This is a genomic window from Pseudomonas rosaeacicularis (genome assembly GCF_057128745.1).
In genome coordinates, this window is record NZ_JBSKHT010000021.1 from 46,810 (window position 1) to 66,124 (window position 19,315).

Genomic DNA, 19,315 nt, shown 5'->3' on the forward strand with positions numbered 1-19,315 from the left:
GATTTGTCTTCTGTAGGAGCGAATTTATTCGCGAGACATATTCACCGGTTACTCCCCATCACTTGCCTGAAGACGCTTCGGATGCCCCGGCCCCTCGCGAATGAATTCGCTCCTACAGAGTTTTCCCGTTACCCCTTAGTTTTCGGCGCCGACGGCAGCGGCGCGAACAGTGCTTCGATGTCTTCATCCTTGAGCTTCCAGTCGCCAGCCGTTCTGCCATCGAGCACGCCCGCAGCCAGCGCTGACTTGTCCTGCTGCAAGCGCTGAATCTTTTCTTCCACCGTGCCTCTGGCGATCATCTTGTAGACGAATACCGGCTTTTCCTGGCCAATGCGATGCGCGCGATCGGTGGCCTGATTTTCGGCGGCCGGGTTCCACCACGGATCGTAGTGAATCACGGTGTCGGCGGCGGTCAGGTTCAAACCCGTGCCGCCCGCCTTCAGACTGATGAGGAAGATAGAGTGCTTGCCACTCTGGAAATCCTGCACCGGCGTGCGGCGATCCTTGGTGGCCCCGGTCAGCAGTGCGTAATCGATGTCCCGTTGCTCCAGCTCTTCCTGAATCAGACTCAACATCGAGGTGAACTGAGAAAACAGCAGAATCTTTCGCCCTTCGGCCAGCAATTCCACGACCATTTCCATCAGGCTCTGCAGCTTGGCTGAACTGCCGTAACGGCCGGTGGTGAGCGGACTGTTGACCAGGCGCAGATCGCAACACACCTGACGCAGCTTTAGCAGCGCCTCCAAAATAATGATCTGGCTGCGCGCCACGCCTTTGCGGGTGATCTCGTCGCGAACCTTCTTGTCCATGGCCAGACGCATGGTTTCGTAGACATCGCGTTGCACATCGTTGAGTTCGACCCAATGCACGATCTCGGTCTTGGGCGGCAACTCGGTCGCGACTTGCTCTTTGGTACGCCGCAGCAGGAACGGTTTGATGCGCGCATTCAAATGCTGCAGCCGCTCCTCGTTGCCCAGTTTTTCAATCGGGTTACGGTAATTGCTGTTGAATTGTTTGCTGTCGCCCAGCCAGCCCGGCATCAGAAAGTGGAACAGCGACCACAACTCACCCAGATGATTTTCCAGCGGTGTACCACTCAAGCACAGCCGTTGTCGCGCGTTCAAGGAGCGCGCCGCCTGGGCTGCCTTGCTGGTGGGGTTTTTAATGTACTGCGCTTCATCGAGCACCAGCACATGCAGCAGTTGTTTGGTGAGCAGCTCCGCATCACGCGGCAGTAGCGCATAGGTCGTCAGGATCAGGTCGTAATCCTGCAGGCTTTCGTATTCCTGATGCCGATTGGCGCCATACAGCGCCAGCACTTTGAGTTGCGGCGTGAAGTGCCTGGCCTCATCGAGCCAGTTCGGGATCAGGCTGGTAGGCATCACTGCCAGTGCCGGACGATCAAGGCGACCGGCCTGTTTCTCCACCAGCAGGTGCGCCAGGGTCTGTAGGGTTTTGCCCAGGCCCATGTCGTCCGCCAACACGCCGCCCACTTCGAGTTCGCGCAGGGCCTGCATCCAGTTCAGGCCTTCGAGCTGATAGGGACGCAGGGTGGCATTGAGGCCCGTGGGGGGTTTGATCTGGATGTTTTTGATCTGGGTCAGGCGCTCGGAAAACTGGCGCAGCCGATCGCCGCCTTGCCACACCAGCGGCATGTCTTCCAGGTGCTGGAGCCGAGTGGCATCAGCCTTGTTCAGGCGAATGGCGTCGTTGCCATCTTCGCGCCAGTAAAATTCCCCCAGGGTCGCCAGCACGGTTTTCAGGCGGCCGTAGGGCAGGGCAACGTGAACCGGCACGCCGCCGCGCTGGGTGAAGTGGTTGAGTTGCACCAGCAGTTGTTCGTCGTCGCGTCGTTTGTCGATGCCGCTGACAGTCATCAGCTCAGGATGGGTGCGCAGCAGATTGATCAGGATCGGCAGCAGGCTAAGTCGCTCGCCGTTGACAATGATCCCCAGTTCCAGGCCGAACCAGTCGCGTTCGGGCTCCTCATCGACCACCGCGTACCAGTCGTCCACCGGCGTGACGTCGAAGCCGAAGTCTTCGGCCATCTCGATCTTCCATTGCAGATCACGCAAAACCGGCAATTCATTGAGCATAAAGTGCAGCCAGGCTTTGTCATTCGCCAGCTCGAACATCTCCCCGGCGCTGTCGGGTAGCGCTTTGCTCTGGCGTGTGGCGATGCGAAACCCAAGGTCCAGCAGCTGCTTGCGAAACAGGCCTTCCAGCTCGGTATCGCGGCGTATGCGCAGGGTTTCATGACTCATGTGGCGCACGATGTCGCCGGATCGGCCTGGCGGCACTGGGCCTGAGGTGTAGAACTCGCCATAAGCAAATGCGAGTGCGGCACGGTGTTGAATGTGCCGCTGCATCTTGCCGTTACGAGGCTCGTAGGCGCTGAACTCGAAGCTGGCCAGGGTCAGCCGTGGCATGGGCTCCGCGTCGGATATCACACGTTCGGGCAGGGAAGGCTTGTCAGCTGTCTTGGCGGCGGGCGCTGCCTGTTTTTCGACAGCGGCCAGAATCCCGGGAAGCTCTTGCGGGTCCTGCAGGAAAAACAGCGCTGCCGCACAGTGCTTGCAGTTGGTGCGGACAGGGCACGTACATTTGGCGACGACGAAATTACGCGTGCGTCCGGGGTCCTTGAATTGCAGGGTCTGGGTGTAGATTTCCAGGCTTGAGCCGCGGCACACGGTACGAACGAGGTCCGCACTCAGGTGCTGGAGCATGACGCGTTTCTGTTGGGCGTATTTGAGCCCACGCTCGACACTCTGCGCTTTGAACAACGGCTCCCATGGCAGAGCCAGGGCTTTTTCTAAATTGGACGACACAGTTCAGAGCAACCCCGCGCAACGCGATATTTGAGACGGTAGTTTAAAGAGAAGACACCTTGATCAACATGGCCAGGCTTCCGTTATCCATGTAGGTAAGTTCGCCATTTTTGACTCGCGTCGACTGCCGCATACGTTCGCTGGTGATTAACACGCCGTGAGCGTCGAGCTGATTGACCCAGAAATTTGCATCGATGTCGGTAAACCGGGCCAGCGCCAGGCTGACGGTGCCTTCGATGGGGAAATGACCAAATTGCTCCAGTCCTGCGCTCAGTGCGACTTTGCTCGGCGTCGCGCTCAAATCCTGTTGCCAGGCTTTGTGCAGCATGACCTTGTAACGGTCACTGGCGTCGAGCTTGTTGGCCAGGTCGTCCAGCGTCGTCGAGCGCTGGTCCTCGGCGAGCAGCTTGCGCGCGCCGTCGGCCCAGCCTTCCGGCGAAGGCTGATTGGTGGCCGCGGGCTGGTCGATCTGCCGAAACAGAATGACCTCGACCTGATACGTGCCATCGGCAAAAGCTGCCGGCGCGATCAGCACCAGCAGCAGGGTCAGCGAGCGGAACAAACGCATGGTGCTTCCTTCAAGCAGATTTCGGGGTCAGGCGCTCGAACAGCGCTTCCAGAATATTGAAACGCTCGTCCGGGCGCTCCATGGGCACCGAGAACTTGAACATCGTCGCGCCCTCGAATTTGTAGCGGTTGGGCTGCCCCTGAATCAGCTTGATCAACGCCAACGGATCCACCGGCGTGTCTGCCGTGAATTCAATGCGGCCACCTTGAGGCCCGCCATCGACTTTCTTGATGCCCAGTTGCTCGGCCTTGAGCTTGAGCGAGGTCAGACGCACCAGATTCTTCGTAGGCTCAGGCAGCAAACCGAAGCGGTCGATCATTTCCACTTGCAGGTCCTTGAGGCCATCTTCGTCGGCGGCATTGGCGATGCGCTTGTAGAGGATCAGGCGGGTATGGACGTCTGGCAGATAGGCTTCGGGAATCAGTGCCGGCAAGCGCAGATTGATTTCTGGCCCGCCGCCCAACGGCTGATCGAGGTTCGGTTGCTCGCCTTTGCGAATCGCTTTCACGGCGCGTTCGAGCATTTCCATATAGAGGGTAAAACCGACGGCCTGAATCTGTCCGCTCTGACCGTCGCCCAGCAGCTCGCCGGCGCCGCGGATTTCCAGGTCATTGGTCGCCAGCACGAAGCCTGCGCCCAGGTCCTGGGTGTTGGCGATGGCTTCCAGACGCTTCTCGGCATCAGGCGTGATTTGCTTGCGCGGCGGTGTCAGCAGGTAGGCGTAGGCCTGGTGGTGACTACGGCCGACCCGACCGCGTAGCTGGTGCAACTGGGCCAGGCCGAATTTGTCGGCGCGCTCGATGATGATGGTGTTGGCGCTTGGCACGTCGATGCCTGTCTCGATGATGGTCGAGGCGATCAGCACATTGAAACGCTTGTGGTAAAAGTCGCTCATCACCTGTTCGAGATCGCGTTCGTGCATCTGCCCGTGACCGATGCCTATGCGCGCTTCGGGCACCAGTTCGGCCAGGTCTGCGGCACATTTCTCGATGGTCTTGACGTCGTTGTGCAGGTAATACACCTGACCGCCGCGCAGCAATTCACGCAGCAGCGCTTCCTTGACCGTCGGTTTGTTCTGCTCCATGACGAAGGTGCGCACCGACAGACGACGGGCGGGCGGGGTGGCGATGATCGATAAATCGCGCATCCCGGCCACGGCCATATTCAACGTGCGGGGGATCGGCGTGGCGGTCAGGGTCAGAATGTCGACTTCGCTGCGAAGGGCCTTGAGCTGTTCCTTCTGGCGGACGCCGAACCGGTGCTCTTCGTCGATGATCACCAACCCGAGGTTCTTGATCTTGACGTCGTCCTGCAACAGCTTGTGGGTGCCGATGACGATGTCGATCTTGCCCTCGGCCAGATCGGCGACGGCGGCGTTGATTTCCTTGGCCGACTTGAAGCGGCTCATCACCTCAACGCTCACCGGCCAATCGGCGAAGCGGTCGCGGAAGCTGTTGTAGTGCTGCTGGGCGAGCAGGGTGGTCGGCACCAGAATCGCAACCTGGCGGCCGCCGTGCACGGCGATGAACGCGGCGCGCATGGCCACTTCGGTCTTGCCGAAGCCCACATCGCCACAGACCAGCCGGTCCATCGGTTTGGGCGCGAGCATGTCGGCGCGCACTGCATCGATGGTGGTTTGCTGGTCGGGAGTTTCTTCGAATGGGAAGCCTGCGCTGAAGGTGTCGTAATCAAGCTTCGGATCGGCGAACGCGTAGCCTTCACGCGCGGCGCGGCGGGCGTAGATGTCGAGCAGTTCGGCGGCGACGTCCCGCACTTGCTCGGCGGCCTTGCGCTTGGCTTTCTGCCAGGTTTCAGAGCCCAGCCGGTGCAGCGGCGCAAGGGCATCGTCGCTGCCGGTATAGCGTGCGATCAAGTGCAGATTGGCGACCGGGACGTACAGCTTGGCTTCCTCGGCGTACATCAGCATCAGGAATTCAGCGGCCTGGTTATCGACTTCCAGCGTTGCCAAACCGAGGTAGCGGCCGACGCCGTGGTCGATGTGAACGACCGGAGCGCCTTCACGCAATTCGGTGAGGTTCTTGATCACCGCATCGGCGCTATGGCCCTCGGCGCGCTTTTCACGACGCCGACGCTGCATCACTCGTTGACCGAACAGTGGGCTTTCGGCAATCAATGCCAACGCCGGGTCGTCCAGCACCAGACCTTCGTCCAGCGGCGCGATGGTGATGGTCAGACGTTCTTTGCTGTCGACGAAATCCTGCCAACTGTCGACGGTTTTCGGCCGAAGCTTCAGGCGTTCGAGCAATTCGAGCAGCACTTCCCGGCGCCCGGCGGACTCGGCGGTGAATAGCACGCGTCCGGGAAATTCATCGAGAAAACCTGCCAGTGCGCCCAACGGCTGAGCGGCTTTGGCTTCAATTGCGAGATTGGGCAACGGTTGCGCCGGGAAACGATCGCGGCCGACGCCGGTGTCGATATCGTCCTGGCTGACCACCACGCGGGGCCAGGTTTTCAGCCGTGCGAAGCAGTCTTCTACCGGCAGGAACAGCTCGGCCGGTGGCAGCAGCGGACGTTCTGGATCGTAGCGGCGCTCTTCATAGCGGTTGCGCACGTCGTTCCAGAAGGTGTCGGCGGCGTGCTCGATCCCCGGCATCGAGAACACTTGGGTGTCCTGGGGCAGGTAGTCGAACAGGGTCGAGGTTTCTTCGAAGAACAACGGCAGGTAGTACTCGATGCCCGCGGGCGTGATGCCGCTGCTCAAGTCCTGAAAGATTGTGTTGCGGCGGAAATCGACGTCGAACCGCTCGCGGAAACGCGCCTTGAAACCGGTGACGGCTTCTTTTTGCAGCGGGAATTCCTTGGCCGGCAACAGACGGATGCTGTTGACCTTGTCGATGGAACGCTGGGTTTCCGGCTCGAAAGTGCGCAGGGTTTCGATTTCGTCGTCGAACAGATCGATCCGGTACGGCAGTTTGCTGCCCATCGGGAACAGGTCGATCAACGCGCCGCGTACCGTGAACTCGCCGTGCTCATACACCGTGTCGACGTAGCGGTACCCTGTGGCTTCAAGGCGGCTGCGCATCTGTTCGAGGTCGAGCTTCTGGCCAACGTCCAGCACCAGACTGCTGCCGAGCAAAAATTGGGTGGGCGCCAGGCGGTGTAGGGCGGTGGTGATAGGCACTACCAGAACGCCATGGGCCAACTCCGGCAGCCGGTACAGGCTGGCGATACGCTGGGAAATGATGTCCTGGTGCGGCGAGAACAGGTCGTAGGGCAGGGTTTCCCAGTCGGGGAAATGCAGCACCGGCAGCGTGGGCGCGAAAAACTTCAGTTCCTGCTCAAGCCGCTCGGCGCTCTGGCTGTCGGCGGTCAAAAGCAGGGTGAAGCGTTTCGCCGCACTGGCGGCCTCGGCAATCGCCAGGCTCTGGGCGGCACCGGGCAGATTGCCCCAATGGGTTTTGCCTGCAGCAGCAGGAAGTTTCGGTAGGCGCAGAACGGGCACGGAAGATAAAGCTCCAGGCGTTGCGGCAGGGGCGGCGATTGTAACTAAAGAAGGAATACGCTGTCAGTTTTACGACCGCGCGACTCTGTGTCGCATTTATGTAGTGCCGTACAACCTGATAACCGCGCATTGCTCAGAAACAAAGGCGCGGTCATAATGTAGCCCCTTTTTTCAGCCCCTACATGTGGAAGGTTCCCGTGACTCAGAAGCCCGACCAGTGTCTTGGTGAATGGATTGATCGTGAGGCTCTCGCTGAGGCGATGATCCCTCTAATCGGCCAGCTCTACCGCAATAACAATGTGGTGAGTTCGATCTACGGCCGCAGCCTGATCAACCGTTCAGTCATCGCCATTCTCAAAGCTCATCGCTTTGCGCGTCACCGCCAATCCGACGCCAGCGAATTGTCCGTACACGAGACCTTCCCGCTGATCAAAGCGATGAGCGACCTGAAACTGGGCGCTGCCTCGGTGGATCTGGGCAAGCTGGCCGTGAAGTACAAGGCCGAAAGCAATGGCCGCACCGCCGAGCAATTCGTGCGTGAAGAAATGGCCGATGTCGTCGGCAAACAAGGCACCGGCCCCCGCAAGGGCACTGATGTGGTGCTTTACGGTTTCGGCCGTATCGGTCGTCTGCTGGCGCGCATCCTGATCGAAAAAACCGGTGGCGGCGACGGCCTGCGTCTGCGAGCCATTGTTGTGCGCAAGGGTGCTGAAAATGACTTGGTCAAGCGTGCCAGTCTGTTGCGTCGTGACTCGGTGCACGGCCCGTTCGACGGCACTATCACCATCGACGAAGCCAATAACACCATCAGCGCCAACGGCAACCTGATTCAGGTGATCTACGCCAAGAACCCGACTGAAGTCGATTACACCCAGTACGGCATCAAAGACGCGCTGCTGGTGGACAACACCGGTGTGTGGCGTGACGCTGATGGTCTGGGTCAGCACTTGCAGTGCCCAGGCATCGACCGCGTGGTGCTGACCGCGCCGGGCAAGGGCAAGCTGAAGAACATCGTTCACGGTATCAACCACCAGCAGATCACCGATGACGACAAGATCGTTTCGGCGGCGTCCTGCACCACCAACGCCATCGTGCCGGTGCTCAAGGCGATCAACGACAAATTCGGCATCGTCAATGGTCACGTCGAAACGGTTCACTCCTACACCAACGACCAGAACCTGATCGATAACTTCCACAAGGGCGATCGCCGTGGTCGTAGCGCTGCGCTGAACATGGTCATCACCGAAACCGGTGCGGCCACCGCAGCGGCCAAAGCCTTGCCAGAGCTGGCCGGCAAGCTGACCGGCAACGCCATCCGTGTACCGACGCCGAACGTGTCGATGGCCATTCTCAACCTGAACCTTGAGAACGCCACCACCCGCGAAGAAGTCAACGAGTACCTGCGCTACATGGCGCTGCACTCGGACCTGCACAAGCAGATCGACTTCGTGAACTCCCAGGAAGTGGTCTCGACTGACTTTGTGGGTTCGCGTCACGCAGGTGTAGTCGATGCCGAAGCCACCATCGTCAACGACAACCGCGTTGTGCTGTACGTGTGGTACGACAACGAATTCGGTTACAGCTGCCAAGTGGTCCGCGTGATGGAAGACATGGCCGGGGTCAACCCGCCAGCGTTTCCGGCTTAAGTAGCACAGGCGGTTTCAAGCGGTAAGCCGCAAGCCGCAAGCCGAAGCAACACAAAAACGCCCCGACAAGTTCGGGGCGTTTTGTTTTCGTTGCACCTCACCACACCATTGCGTCTGCCGAGACGCATCAACGCATCACCGCTCCGCATACTGCGCATCGCCGCTTCTGCCGAACGCGCGTCGCTGCATCACCGCTTCTGCCGAAGGCGTAGGAGCCTTGCTTGCAGGCGATCTGCCGGGGTCGCGCTCGACCGCGAAGCGGCAGCAGATCGTAAGTGCGCGATGATTCAGACAAACCTTGCCATCCGGCTTCATGACCGCTTCGCCGCCAATCGTCGGCAAGCCAGACTCCTACGCCCTGAGGGCGTAAGCGGCGTTACGGTGATCGGATGGATCAACCGACCCCTGTTGGAGCGAGGCTTGCCCGCGAAGTCCAGGACGCGGAGTGTCAGGCATTTCCGTGGCGCTAGCTTCGCGGGCAAGCCTCGCTCCTACAACAAATCTCAGCAACGTCCACATCTGCGCCAGGCGACAAACCTGTAGTAGCGCGCTTGCCCGCGATGCGTCAGGCCAGACGCTGCATGTCATCCGACCCATCGCGATCGCGGGCAAGCGTGCTCCTGCAGGCGGCAGTCTCCGCACAAAAACGTCTCTGAACGGGTGGGGGGCGGTTTACGCCGATCATTTGTGTTTGATTCTGCCGAAGGCGTAGGAGCCTTGCTTGCAGGCGATCTGCCGGGGTCGCGCTCGACCGCGAAGCGGCAGCAGATCGTAAGTGCGCGATGATTCAGACAAACCTTGCCATCCGGCTTCATGACCGCTTCGCCGCCAATCGTCGGCAAGCCAGACTCCTACGCCCTGAGGGCGTAAGCGGCGTTACGGTGATCGGATGGATCAACCGACCCCTGTTGGAGCGAGGCTTGCCCGCGAAGTCCAGGACGCGGAGTGTCAGGCATTTCCGTGGCGCTAGCTTCGCGGGCAAGCCTCGCTCCTACAACAAATCTCAGCAACGTCCATATCTGCACCAAGCGCTCGACCGGTAGGCGTGAGCTTGCTCGCGATGCGTCTAACCAGACGCTGCAATGTCATCCGCCTGACCGCAATCGCGAGCAAGCTCACTCCTACAGGACTGGTACTTGACATAAAAAAACGCCCCGAACTCAGTCGGGGCGTTTTTGATCTTGCTCTTACTTAAAGCTTGCAGCTAGCAGCCCATCACTGCGCCGCCGCAGCCCCATGCACATGGCTCTGGCCCTTGCGGAACAGCACCAGCGTGGCGATCAGGCCCAGTACCGCTGCGCCGCTCAGCCAGATGCCGGGCGCCGCTTTATTGTCGAGCACATGGATCAGGTAGGTGCAGGCCGCCGGGGTGAAACCGCCGAAGGTCGCAGTCGCCAGGCTGTAGGCTAGCGAGAAGCCTGTGGTACGTACTTCGACCGGCATGATTTCGGTCAGGGCCACCACCATGGCGCCGTTGTACGAACCGTAGAGGAACGACAGCCACAGTTCGACCATCAACAGGTTGGCGAAACTGGGGTTGGAGGTCAGCCATGACAGGGCAGGGTAAGCAGTGATGATTGCCAGAATCGTCGCGCCCAACAGCAGGGGTTTACGACCGATCTTGTCAGACACCGCGCCCATCACCGGCAGCCAGATGAAGTTCGAAATGCCGACGCACACGGTCACCAGCAACGCATCCAGGTCTGACAAATGCAGCTCGTTTTTGCCGAACGTCGGGGTGTAGGCGGTGATCAAGTAGAAAGAAACCGTGGTCATGACCACGAGCGCCATGCCAGCGATCACCAGGCCGAAATTCTGACCGATGGATTTCACCACTTCACCCAGCGTAGGCCGGTGTTTCTTGGCGCGGGCTTCGAACTCGGGGGTTTCTTCCATTGAGCGGCGGATGACGAAAATCACCGGGACGATCAGGCAGCCGATCAGGAACGGCACGCGCCAGCCCCATTGCCCCATGTCTTCCGGGCTCAGCCAGTGGTTTAGGCCAACGCCGAGCAGGCCAGCGAATACAACGGCCGCCTGCTGGCTTGCAGATTGCCAGCTGACAAAGAAACCCTTGCGGCCAGGTGTCGAGATTTCTGCCAAGTAGACCGAGACGCCGCCCAGTTCCACACCTGCGGAAAAACCCTGCAACAAGCGTCCGACCAGCACCAACAGTGGCGCTGCAACGCCCAACGTCGCGTAACCCGGCACGCACGCAATCAGAATCGTGCCCATGGCCATCATCGCGAGGGTGATGACCAGGCCTTTCTTACGCCCGTGATGGTCGATATAAGCGCCGAGGAAGATCGCACCCAGCGGACGCATCAGGAAGCCGGCACCGAAGGTCGCCAGTGAAAGCATTAACGAGGCGAACTCGCTGTCGGCAGGAAAGAAGGTTTTAGCGATGGCCGTGGCGTAAAAGCCGTAGACCATGAAATCGAACATTTCAAGGAAGTTGCCGCTGACAACGCGAAAAATCGCCTTGCCTTTGCCTGTGGTCGAGGCCATTTGGAAATACTCACTTAGGCTGTCTAGCTGGGGGGATCCGTTGTATTTATGCGTCCTCTGCTGCCAAACCGAGCTTGGACTTCGGATAGGGCAGATTTGTAACGATATGTGTAAATATGGAGGATGGCAATCAGAACACTGGCTGCGCCCCTGGCCAGCCTCGCCAATTGTATTCACCACACAATATTTGTTTATGTCATCGCCCGGATGAATCCGCCCTTAACTCGCCTGAAATGTTCCGGCCTGGCAGCCCTGTCAGGCCGAGAGCAACATCACTCTGCGAGTTAACACCCCAATGAAATTAAAATTTGATGTAATCGATACCTTTTCCCGCCGTCCTGCTCTTGCGCCGCTGGCACTGAAAGCCCTGCGTGAGGGGCTCAAGGCGCAGTTTCCAGACCTCGAAATCGATCCACAGATCGCGGTGATCACCCGCACGTCCAACGCTGGCAAGCCCAAGTCTGAAACGCTTATGGAGTATCTGCGCCAGAGTTTTTCCAGCGGCAAGACGCTGCACCTGGAATCCGATCAAAACACCCTGATCGCCGATCCGTCCGCTCCATTACCGGCAGCCGTGGAGATCGACTTTGCGCAGTTGGCCATTGTGATCGACAGCGTATCTCTGGGCCTGGTCGGGCAGTTCATGCAGTCGGTCGTGACGTTCTGGGACAGTCCTGGCGAAGAAGGCACCACCCCGTGGAAATCCCTGTCCCAGGCGTTGGCGCAGCAAAGTGCAAGTCAAGCGAGCGTCGCAACCGTCGGCAGCGCCACGGAAACGGGCCCGATTGCGACGGATTTTGAACAACAAGCGCTGGACGTGCTTGAGGCGCAGCTGTCCCAAATTCAGGATGTACTGGCGCTGGGGTTGGGCGACTTTGACGAGATAGAGCGTTATCTGGCGAAAGTCACCGATGTCACCGGGCTGCTGGGTGACACGTCGTCATCCAAGGTTGCCCCGCGCCTGAATCGCCTTGATCAACTTCCCGACTGGTTGCGCCATGCAAGCGCCGAGGATCGTCTGGATTACAGCCGCACCCTGGCGGCGCTGGCGGTGGTGGGTGCACGTGCAGAGGGGAAATCCTGGGATGACGATCTGCCGCCGATTATGGAGTACGCCAACAAAGTGCTTCAGGACAGTCTGCGCGAGGATCATCCCGAAGCCACGGCGGTGACGTTCAATGACGTCACTGTCCACATTGCAAAAGTCACCGCAGCGGCTGTGCCTTCAGGCGGTCAGATCGTCACCGTGGGCAGCGTGGAAAATATCAAGATGAGCGTTGCCGCTTTCGCTCTGGACAATCTGTCGAGCCTGCCAAACGGCACCCTCACATTGTCCCTGCGCGATGGCGGCCCGCTGCCGACCTGGCTGACGCCTGACTATTTGAAGCAACTGGTGAGCCGCGTTGACATCGGTCGCACGTATCCTGCCTTGGTCAGGCGTTACCTGATCACTGACTCGGCCGAGGCCACGCGGCGTCAAACGCTGTTTAAAGATCAATTGCGCGTGCAACTGCCCCTCAAGGCGCTGGAACAAAAGATCCGCGGTGAAGGGCAGTTGACGCAGGCCGGTTATCGCTGTGTGCGCTCGCTGCTGCAGCCATCGACCGGGAGTGCCGCCGCCGTGCTGCGCCCGTTGGCGTTTGTCGCTGAGCCAGGCGCCCCTGCAGACCCGGCGAGCAATATGTTCGTCATGGGCGGCGCCGACTTGGCGATCGGGCCGTTTGTGCTGTATCGCCCCTTCGATAAAGTGCCGCTCACTGAATTCTCCAGTTGGTCAGCGCTGCGCGAGGCTATTGCGCACGCCGGCGAGTTGCAGGATCAGGTACTGGCGTGGATGAGCGAGCATGCGGCGCTACGCTATGCCAGTGGCGGCTTCGCTCAGCCTCACCTCGTGCGCTTCGGTTTGGGGTCCGATTTTTCGCCGCTGGAGGTTCCCGCCCCGGCGCAGCTGGACGTCAGCCCGATTCCCGGCGATGTGTTTACTGCGTTTTTCAACGCCAACGCCAAGGCACTGGCCGATCTGGCAGATCTTGAGTCGGTGTCCAACGCAGAACGCCGCTGGGCGCTGATCAAGCGGGGCGGCTGGTTGGCACTGGATGCCGTCATGCCGTTTGTTTCCGGTTCAGTGGGTTCTGCGCTTTGGTTGGTGCAGGTTATGGTCAGCGTGGATCAGGTGCTGGCGGCCGAACGTCGCAAGGCGAAACGTGAGGGTGTCGAGGCATGGAACGCGTTGCTGCTGACGATCTCGATGATTCTCCTGCATCACGGTTTTGCCGCTCGGGTGGAGCTGTCCCGGCGTCCGCTGTCGCTGAAAAGTGCGGGGGGCAGGCCGGCTAATCAGGCCGATCTGCCGATGGGAGAACAGATCGATCTGGCGCAGGGCGCTACAACCCTGGTGGATTTTTCCTGGTCCAGTGCAACCCATCAACTGACCCAGGCACAAATCCAGGCCATTGAGCGCCTGAAAGTGTCGCCCGAGCCTTTGTTGGGCGAACCGTCTGCGGAGTCGGGCACACAAGGCCTCTATCATCAGGACCAACGCTGGTTTGTGCGCCTTGCTACCGGGGTTTACGCAGTGGCTCTCAACGAAGACAGCGCCTCTATCGTCAATGCGGACAATGCGTCAGCAGAGGGGCCTCGTCTGCGTCGGGTCAATCAGGCATGGACGCTGGACTTGTCGATGCGCTTGCGTGGCGGCGCTCCCAAGCGGAGTGTTCGGCAACTTGCCCTGGAAAACGCGGCAACGCTCAAACGTGTGACCGAGGCGAAAGTGCTGCTGGATCAGCGTAAATACGCGCTTTATCAGAAGTTCATCGACTGGGACGACGCGTTCCGCGCAACGCCGGAGCAGTTGCCCGCTGACCTCATCACACGCGTTGAAACGGATTTGAAGGAGATCTGCGCCATCATCGAGCAGAAAAAACAGCTCGAACTGGCACTGCGTCCGGCTGACCGCGCGGCGGATAAGACCGTTGGAAAGGATCTGCAAGGAGTGTGTCGACGCATTGCCTTCTTCGAAGGCTTGCTGCTTGAAAGCGTGCTGAAACAGGCGCGGGCTCAAATGATTCAACTGCAAACCGTCTCCGATACCAGCGTTATCCAGGCTAACGTCACCGTCTACTTGAAGCTGTTTGAGGATCTGCTGGCCCTGCAAAGCCGAGGCGTGCACTGGTCTGGCGTCAGAGAGAGGTTATGGCAGGAGTTGCGCGCAGTGCCCAAGGTCGGCGAAGGATTCTGGCGCGAGGACGTTTTGGAGTTGCACCTGAGCAGTCTATTCACCCAGGTGGACTGGCGGATAAACCGATTGTGGTCGCTTTTGGAATTGACCTTCAGCGAAGACCAGATCCTTTCAGGACAGGGCGCCAGGGAGCTCAAGGATCTGCGTACCGATGAAGCGCTGCACGCTGCGTTCAGTTCCCAGGCCGAGCTGGAAAAGCCGAACGACTACACGCTTGCCGAACAAATCAGCGTGCTGGAAAGCTCACTGCGCGAGTATCAACGCAGTGCCCTGATTGCCACGTATGCACACGAAAGTGAACCCGACGCCATGGTCCTGGCGTACTTCAGTCGTTTTCTCGAAGAGTTGTCGTGGATTTCGGATCGCGCCGAGCACCGGCTGTCGGCGCTGATTCGCGAAAGTGCCGAGCCGCCGGCGCAACCGTCCGAGTATGCGCCCAGGCTCAAGCAACCTCGCCGACGGGTGTTCAAGACCCGTGCCCAGCGCACGCTGATCGGGCGTCTGCGCGAAGGCGCGCCGGATTTGCCCGGCGCTGTGGTCGATGTGACGCAGGCTGCCGGCGACACCGTCATCGGCACCTACCATTTGCATGAGAACGGCGAATGGGTGGAGGTCCAAGTCGCGCCTTTGGTCAAACCGACGCATGGCGAAAGCGCGATGGCTCTGACCGAACTCAAGCGTGAGGCAGCGGCTGCACTGGCGCGCGTCGAACCGGATATCAGCACTGTGCGTCGTCAGTCTGCGCGAGTCAGCGAGCCGGAAGACATGCAGGACATCCTTGTGCAAAAGGCCGACAAACTGAGCGCATTGGCTGACAAGCTGGGGGTTCACTTGGCCGACCCTCCTCAGAACGAAGCGCTCGAGAATACCTTGCAGTCGCTGATCGATGAGTTGCGATCAGGGGGTGCGCGACTGATTGACGAGGGCCGAACGGTGCGCGTCGCGATGATCAAGAATCAACCGCCGACGGCCGCGCGGCTCAGTTATCTGGCGCGCGAGCGGGAGGTCAATATTGCCCGTTTCGATGGGCGCAAGAATATGTCCGGCGCCAGGCGCAATGACTTTCTTCAGGAATATGTCATCCGCGACAAAGACCAGCGCGTGCTGTGGTGGGCTCATTTCCATTACGCCAGCGAAGGGGCGGCTGCTGACGCCTTCACAGCGGCGCACCTGAAGCTGCCGGAGCAGCGCTTCATCGGCTACAAGGCGTTGGTCAAGGCCGCAAAAGACGATGGCGCAGTGGTCAGTGTTTACCGAAGCGCGATAGGTAAAGACGTTGCCCAACGGCTGTTTATTGGTTTGGCACCGTAACGCTGCCCGTCCCGCAACTAACGAGGCGGGACGGCTTGACCGATTGTCAGTCAAGTCTTGGGAGCAGAGCGCTGCAGCCCGCTCGCTTACTTGAGCAACGACTCGCGCAGTTTGTCCGACAGGCCATCGGGCGCGAGCCAGATCGCCAGATACGCCTTCGCCAGTTCTCGATCGGGACTGGCGAAGATGACCTTCTGGTTGCGCGTCAGGGTCAGCCCGTCAGTCTCGTCCCAGCTCAAGTCATAGCGGTCGCCTTTGCTGATGTTTTGAAAGCTTTTGTGCAGGCGTTCGATCTCAGGGCGAAGACGTTTCAGGGCCTCCTCGGTTTGCTGGCGTTCCAGCGTGGCATTGGCAGCCTTGATCACGTCTTCACGATCGATGTCGCGAAAGTAGAACAGTTCAAGGCGCTGCGGGGTCTGTTTCAGGACCGACTCCTTGGCGCTGATCGCAGGCTCTGCATAAAAGGCTGCGGCGTACACATCGGCCCACATGTACGTCAAAATCGCCTGGTTCTTGCGCTCCAGTACCGGCGACTGCCCGGGCAACTGAGCCGGAAAATCTGCTTGCTTCAAGAGATCGGCCTCAGAAGCCATGACCTGAGAGCACGTCAGCGTGCCTAGTAACACCATCACTATCGTCAACAACTTCCGCATCACGCACACCTTTTCAAGAGTCTGCCTACAAGGTTATGTCACTTTTCCCCCGAGTGCGGCCTCTCTGAATCGATCCGCTGTGCAAAAAAGCGGTGTAGCGCAGACAATATTGGCCTACGACGCGACCAAGGGTTAATGTTCGCGGCGGCGCTGGACGTATAGACTGCGTCGCGAGTTTGAATTCTTCCCGCCGCGGCCAGCGGCGTGAGTCAGCCAGAGACGCCAGAGTGGCGCTCTCGGCCCGTTCTAAGGAGTACGCATGGCTGTCTACAACTACGACGTGGTGGTACTGGGTTCCGGCCCCGCAGGAGAGGGGGCGGCAATGAATGCCGCCAAGGCTGGACGCAAGGTTGCCATGGTCGATAGCCGTCGCCAGGTCGGCGGCAACTGCACCCACCTGGGCACGATCCCGTCCAAGGCGCTGCGTCACTCGGTCAAACAGATCATTCAGTTCAACACCAACCCGATGTTCCGGGCCATCGGCGAACCGCGCTGGTTCTCTTTCCCGGACGTGTTGAAAAACGCCGAAATCGTCATCAGCAAGCAGGTCGCGTCGCGCACCGGTTACTACGCGCGCAATCGGGTTGACGTGTTTTTCGGCACCGGCAGCTTTGCCGATGAGCGCACCATCGACGTCGTGTGCCCCACTGGCATCGTGGAAAAACTCGTCGCCAACCAGATCATCATCGCCACCGGATCACGCCCTTATCGCCCGGCCGATATCGACTTTTCCCACAAGCGCATCTACGACAGCGACACCATCCTCAGCATCAACCACACCCCGCGCAAACTGATCATCTACGGCGCAGGCGTGATCGGCTGCGAATACGCTTCGATCTTCAGCGGTCTGGGCGTGATGGTGGAGCTGGTCGATAACCGCGATCAATTGCTGAGCTTCCTGGATTCGGAAATTTCCCAGGCCTTGAGTTATCACTTCAGCAACAACAACGTCATGGTTCGCCATAACGAAGAATACGAGCGCGTGGAAGGGCTGGAAAACGGCGTGATCCTGCACCTCAAGTCGGGCAAGAAGATCAAGGCCGACGCGTTGCTGTGGTGTAACGGTCGTACCGGTAACACCGACAAGCTGGGACTGGAAAACGTCGGCATCAAGGCCAATGGTCGCGGCCAGATCGACGTGGACGAAAGCTACCGCACCGCTGTTCCGACGATCTATGGCGCAGGCGACGTGATTGGCTGGCCGAGTTTGGCCAGTGCTGCTTACGATCAGGGTCGTTCGGCGGCGGGCAGTGTGGTCGATAACGGTAGCTGGCGTTTCGTCAACGATGTGCCGACCGGCATTTACACGATTCCTGAAATCAGCTCGATCGGTCAAAACGAACACGAACTGACTCAGGCCAAAGTGCCTTATGAAGTGGGCAAGGCGTTCTTCAAGGGCATGGCCCGGGCGCAGATTTCTGGCGAGCGCGTGGGAATGCTGAAGATCCTGTTCCACCGCGAAACCCTGCAGGTGCTGGGCGTGCACTGCTTCGGTGACCAGGCTTCAGAGATCGTGCATATCGGCCAGGCGATCATGAACCAGCCGGGCGAGGCGAACACGCTGAAGTACTTCGTCAACACCACGTTCAACTACCCGACCATGGCCGAGGCCTATCGGGTCGCGGCTTACGACGGCCTGAACCGGCTTTTTTAAGCAACTCCGGCCGGTGGCCTGAGCCGGCCGGGGAGACCGATTTCAGTAATTCCCGAGCGTGGCGCTGGCCAAACCGGGAAAGTCTGTAATCAGGCTGTCAACGCCGAAATCAGCGAGCCTGCGCATCAGTGCAGGTTCGTTGACCGTCCACACCGACACATGCAGCCCTTGGTTCTGCGCCTTCTTCAGACGCTCCGGGGTGCATAGTGTCCAGTTCAGCGCCAAGATCTCACAGCCATACCCTTGCGCGACCTTCAGCGGGTCGAGCCAGGCGTATTCGGCCACCAGTCCCCGAGCAATATCAGGTGTCAGCTCCAGAGCGGCACGTAGCACTTCGCGGGAGCTGGAAGTGATGGTGACCTTATCCAGCAAGCCGTGACGCTGAGCCAGTTCCCGAATCGCCAACACCGTGGTGGCGGCACGGGTGCGTGACGCGCTTTTGACTTCGAGCTGCCAGTGTTCGAACGCGCATTTTTCAAACAGCTCTTCTAAACGCGGGATCGGACAAGGATTGACCCAGCCAGGGCCGCCTTTGCGCGCGTCGTAGGTCACCAGATCAGAGGCTTGATGTTCAACGACTTTGCCGCGTCGATCGGTGGTGCGTTTGAGGGTTGGGTCGTGGATCACCATCAGTTCGCCGTCGCGGGACAGATGCAGGTCCAGTTCGCAACGCTTCACGCCGTGTTTGAGACATTCCTGAAAACTGCTCAGGGTATTTTCCGGTGCTTCGCCTTTAGCGCCGCGGTGGCCATAGATCAGGGTCACAATTACTCCTTGGGGACGTCGGGCGCCTTTGTGTACTTTCAGTTAAACGCACTGTGCAGAACATTAGTCGGGAGAAGGATCGTTTTGTTCGCGGGCCAGCCGCCGTTGCTGGGCTTGTCGTTGCAGGATGTGTCTGGCGAGCAGTTGGCGTTGGGCGTCAGGCAGGTCGATGAACTCGGTGCCGACCTCGAAATCTCCAATAGTGAGCGCTTGGCAGGACGTCACTCTAGCCCGCAGCATCATCCCGGACGCTTGTGGCATGAGGACCATTTTGATCGAAAGCAGATCGCCTGCATGGAAGGGCTGTGGCGTCTCGAATTGTAGGCCGCCTTCGGACATGATCACCTTTTGCGGCTTGCCGAGCTTGCCCAGCACGGTTTGCGCCACTACCTGACCGAGCAGATCGATGCGCTTGCTGAGGGCTTTGAGAAAACTGTTGAGCGTGCGGTCGCGCTCGTCCAGTTGACGCAGTAAATGCTGGGACTCGAACTCGCTGACGTGCAGTTCGCTCAGCAGATCAAACAGCGCCGAGGTGCCTCGGTGAGCGTGTTCGTCGACCGCGCCTGGCCCTGACAACAGGTTAATTTCCAGTGCGACGCTGTCCTCGATACGGTAGTATTCGCGGCGTTCTTCTTCATCTAATGTCGACATGGCGAACCCATGGTAGCGGCGGTTGTCAGA

General features: G+C 59.5%; 11 protein-coding genes. 3 read left to right on the plus strand and 8 right to left on the minus strand.

The annotated features are described in order from the left end of the window. Positions 1 to 128: 128 nt before the first annotated feature. Genes ACWKWM_RS24680 through mfd form a run of 3 tightly spaced genes read right to left on the minus strand, consistent with a single transcriptional unit; the run spans position 129 to position 6,859 of the window. Complete coding sequence (locus ACWKWM_RS24680; RefSeq protein ID WP_483848624.1) at positions 129 to 2,828, minus strand: DEAD/DEAH box helicase; 2,700 nt, start codon at positions 2,826 to 2,828, stop codon at positions 129 to 131. A 43-nt stretch (positions 2,829 to 2,871) separates the two neighbouring features. Continuing rightward, entirely contained in the window at positions 2,872 to 3,396 is a 525-nt protein-coding gene (locus ACWKWM_RS24685) for a CsiV family protein (RefSeq protein WP_483848625.1), read from the minus strand. Between the two features lie 10 nt (positions 3,397 to 3,406). Next, entirely contained in the window at positions 3,407 to 6,859 is a 3,453-nt protein-coding gene (gene mfd, locus ACWKWM_RS24690; RefSeq protein WP_483848626.1) for a transcription-repair coupling factor, read from the minus strand. A gap of 182 nt (positions 6,860 to 7,041) precedes the next feature. Between mfd and ACWKWM_RS24695 the strand changes: the two genes are divergently transcribed. After that, positions 7,042 to 8,505: a glyceraldehyde-3-phosphate dehydrogenase gene (locus ACWKWM_RS24695; RefSeq protein WP_483848627.1), complete on the plus strand. Its 1,464-nt coding sequence runs from the start codon at positions 7,042 to 7,044 to the stop codon at positions 8,503 to 8,505. 135 nt (positions 8,506 to 8,640) lie between these two features. Here the strand turns inward: ACWKWM_RS24695 and ACWKWM_RS24700 are convergent, their stop codons facing one another. Further along, positions 8,641 to 8,847, minus strand: coding sequence for a hypothetical protein (locus tag ACWKWM_RS24700; RefSeq protein WP_483848628.1), 207 nt, complete (start codon positions 8,845 to 8,847; stop codon positions 8,641 to 8,643). A gap of 873 nt (positions 8,848 to 9,720) precedes the next feature. Beyond that, complete coding sequence (gene tcuC, locus ACWKWM_RS24705; RefSeq protein WP_483848629.1) at positions 9,721 to 11,013, minus strand: tricarballylate/proton symporter TcuC; 1,293 nt, start codon at positions 11,011 to 11,013, stop codon at positions 9,721 to 9,723. Between the two features lie 295 nt (positions 11,014 to 11,308). Between tcuC and ACWKWM_RS24710 the strand changes: the two genes are divergently transcribed. Further along, a complete protein-coding gene (locus ACWKWM_RS24710) occupies positions 11,309 to 15,562 on the plus strand; it encodes a dermonecrotic toxin domain-containing protein (RefSeq protein WP_483848630.1) in 4,254 nt (1,417 codons plus the stop codon). Positions 15,563 to 15,648: 86 nt separating this feature from the next. Here the strand turns inward: ACWKWM_RS24710 and ACWKWM_RS24715 are convergent, their stop codons facing one another. Continuing rightward, a complete protein-coding gene (locus ACWKWM_RS24715; protein ID WP_483848631.1) occupies positions 15,649 to 16,215 on the minus strand; it encodes a chalcone isomerase family protein in 567 nt (188 codons plus the stop codon). A 259-nt stretch (positions 16,216 to 16,474) separates the two neighbouring features. On the opposite strand from ACWKWM_RS24715, the gene sthA reads away from it, so the two are divergent. Next, complete coding sequence (gene sthA, locus ACWKWM_RS24720; protein WP_483848632.1) at positions 16,475 to 17,869, plus strand: Si-specific NAD(P)(+) transhydrogenase; 1,395 nt, start codon at positions 16,475 to 16,477, stop codon at positions 17,867 to 17,869. Positions 17,870 to 17,911: 42 nt separating this feature from the next. Here sthA and ACWKWM_RS24725 read toward each other — a convergent pair whose 3' ends face one another. Both ACWKWM_RS24725 and ACWKWM_RS24730 read right to left on the minus strand, forming a co-directional pair. Beyond that, the gene (locus ACWKWM_RS24725) at positions 17,912 to 18,634 is read right to left on the minus strand and encodes a glycerophosphodiester phosphodiesterase (RefSeq protein ID WP_483848633.1); all 723 of its coding nucleotides are present in this window, start codon (positions 18,632 to 18,634) and stop codon (positions 17,912 to 17,914) included. Positions 18,635 to 18,697: 63 nt separating this feature from the next. Beyond that, positions 18,698 to 19,285 (minus strand): PilZ domain-containing protein, encoded by a 588-nt coding sequence (locus tag ACWKWM_RS24730; RefSeq protein ID WP_483848634.1) that lies wholly within the window; start codon positions 19,283 to 19,285, stop codon positions 18,698 to 18,700. Positions 19,286 to 19,315 lie beyond the last annotated feature (30 nt).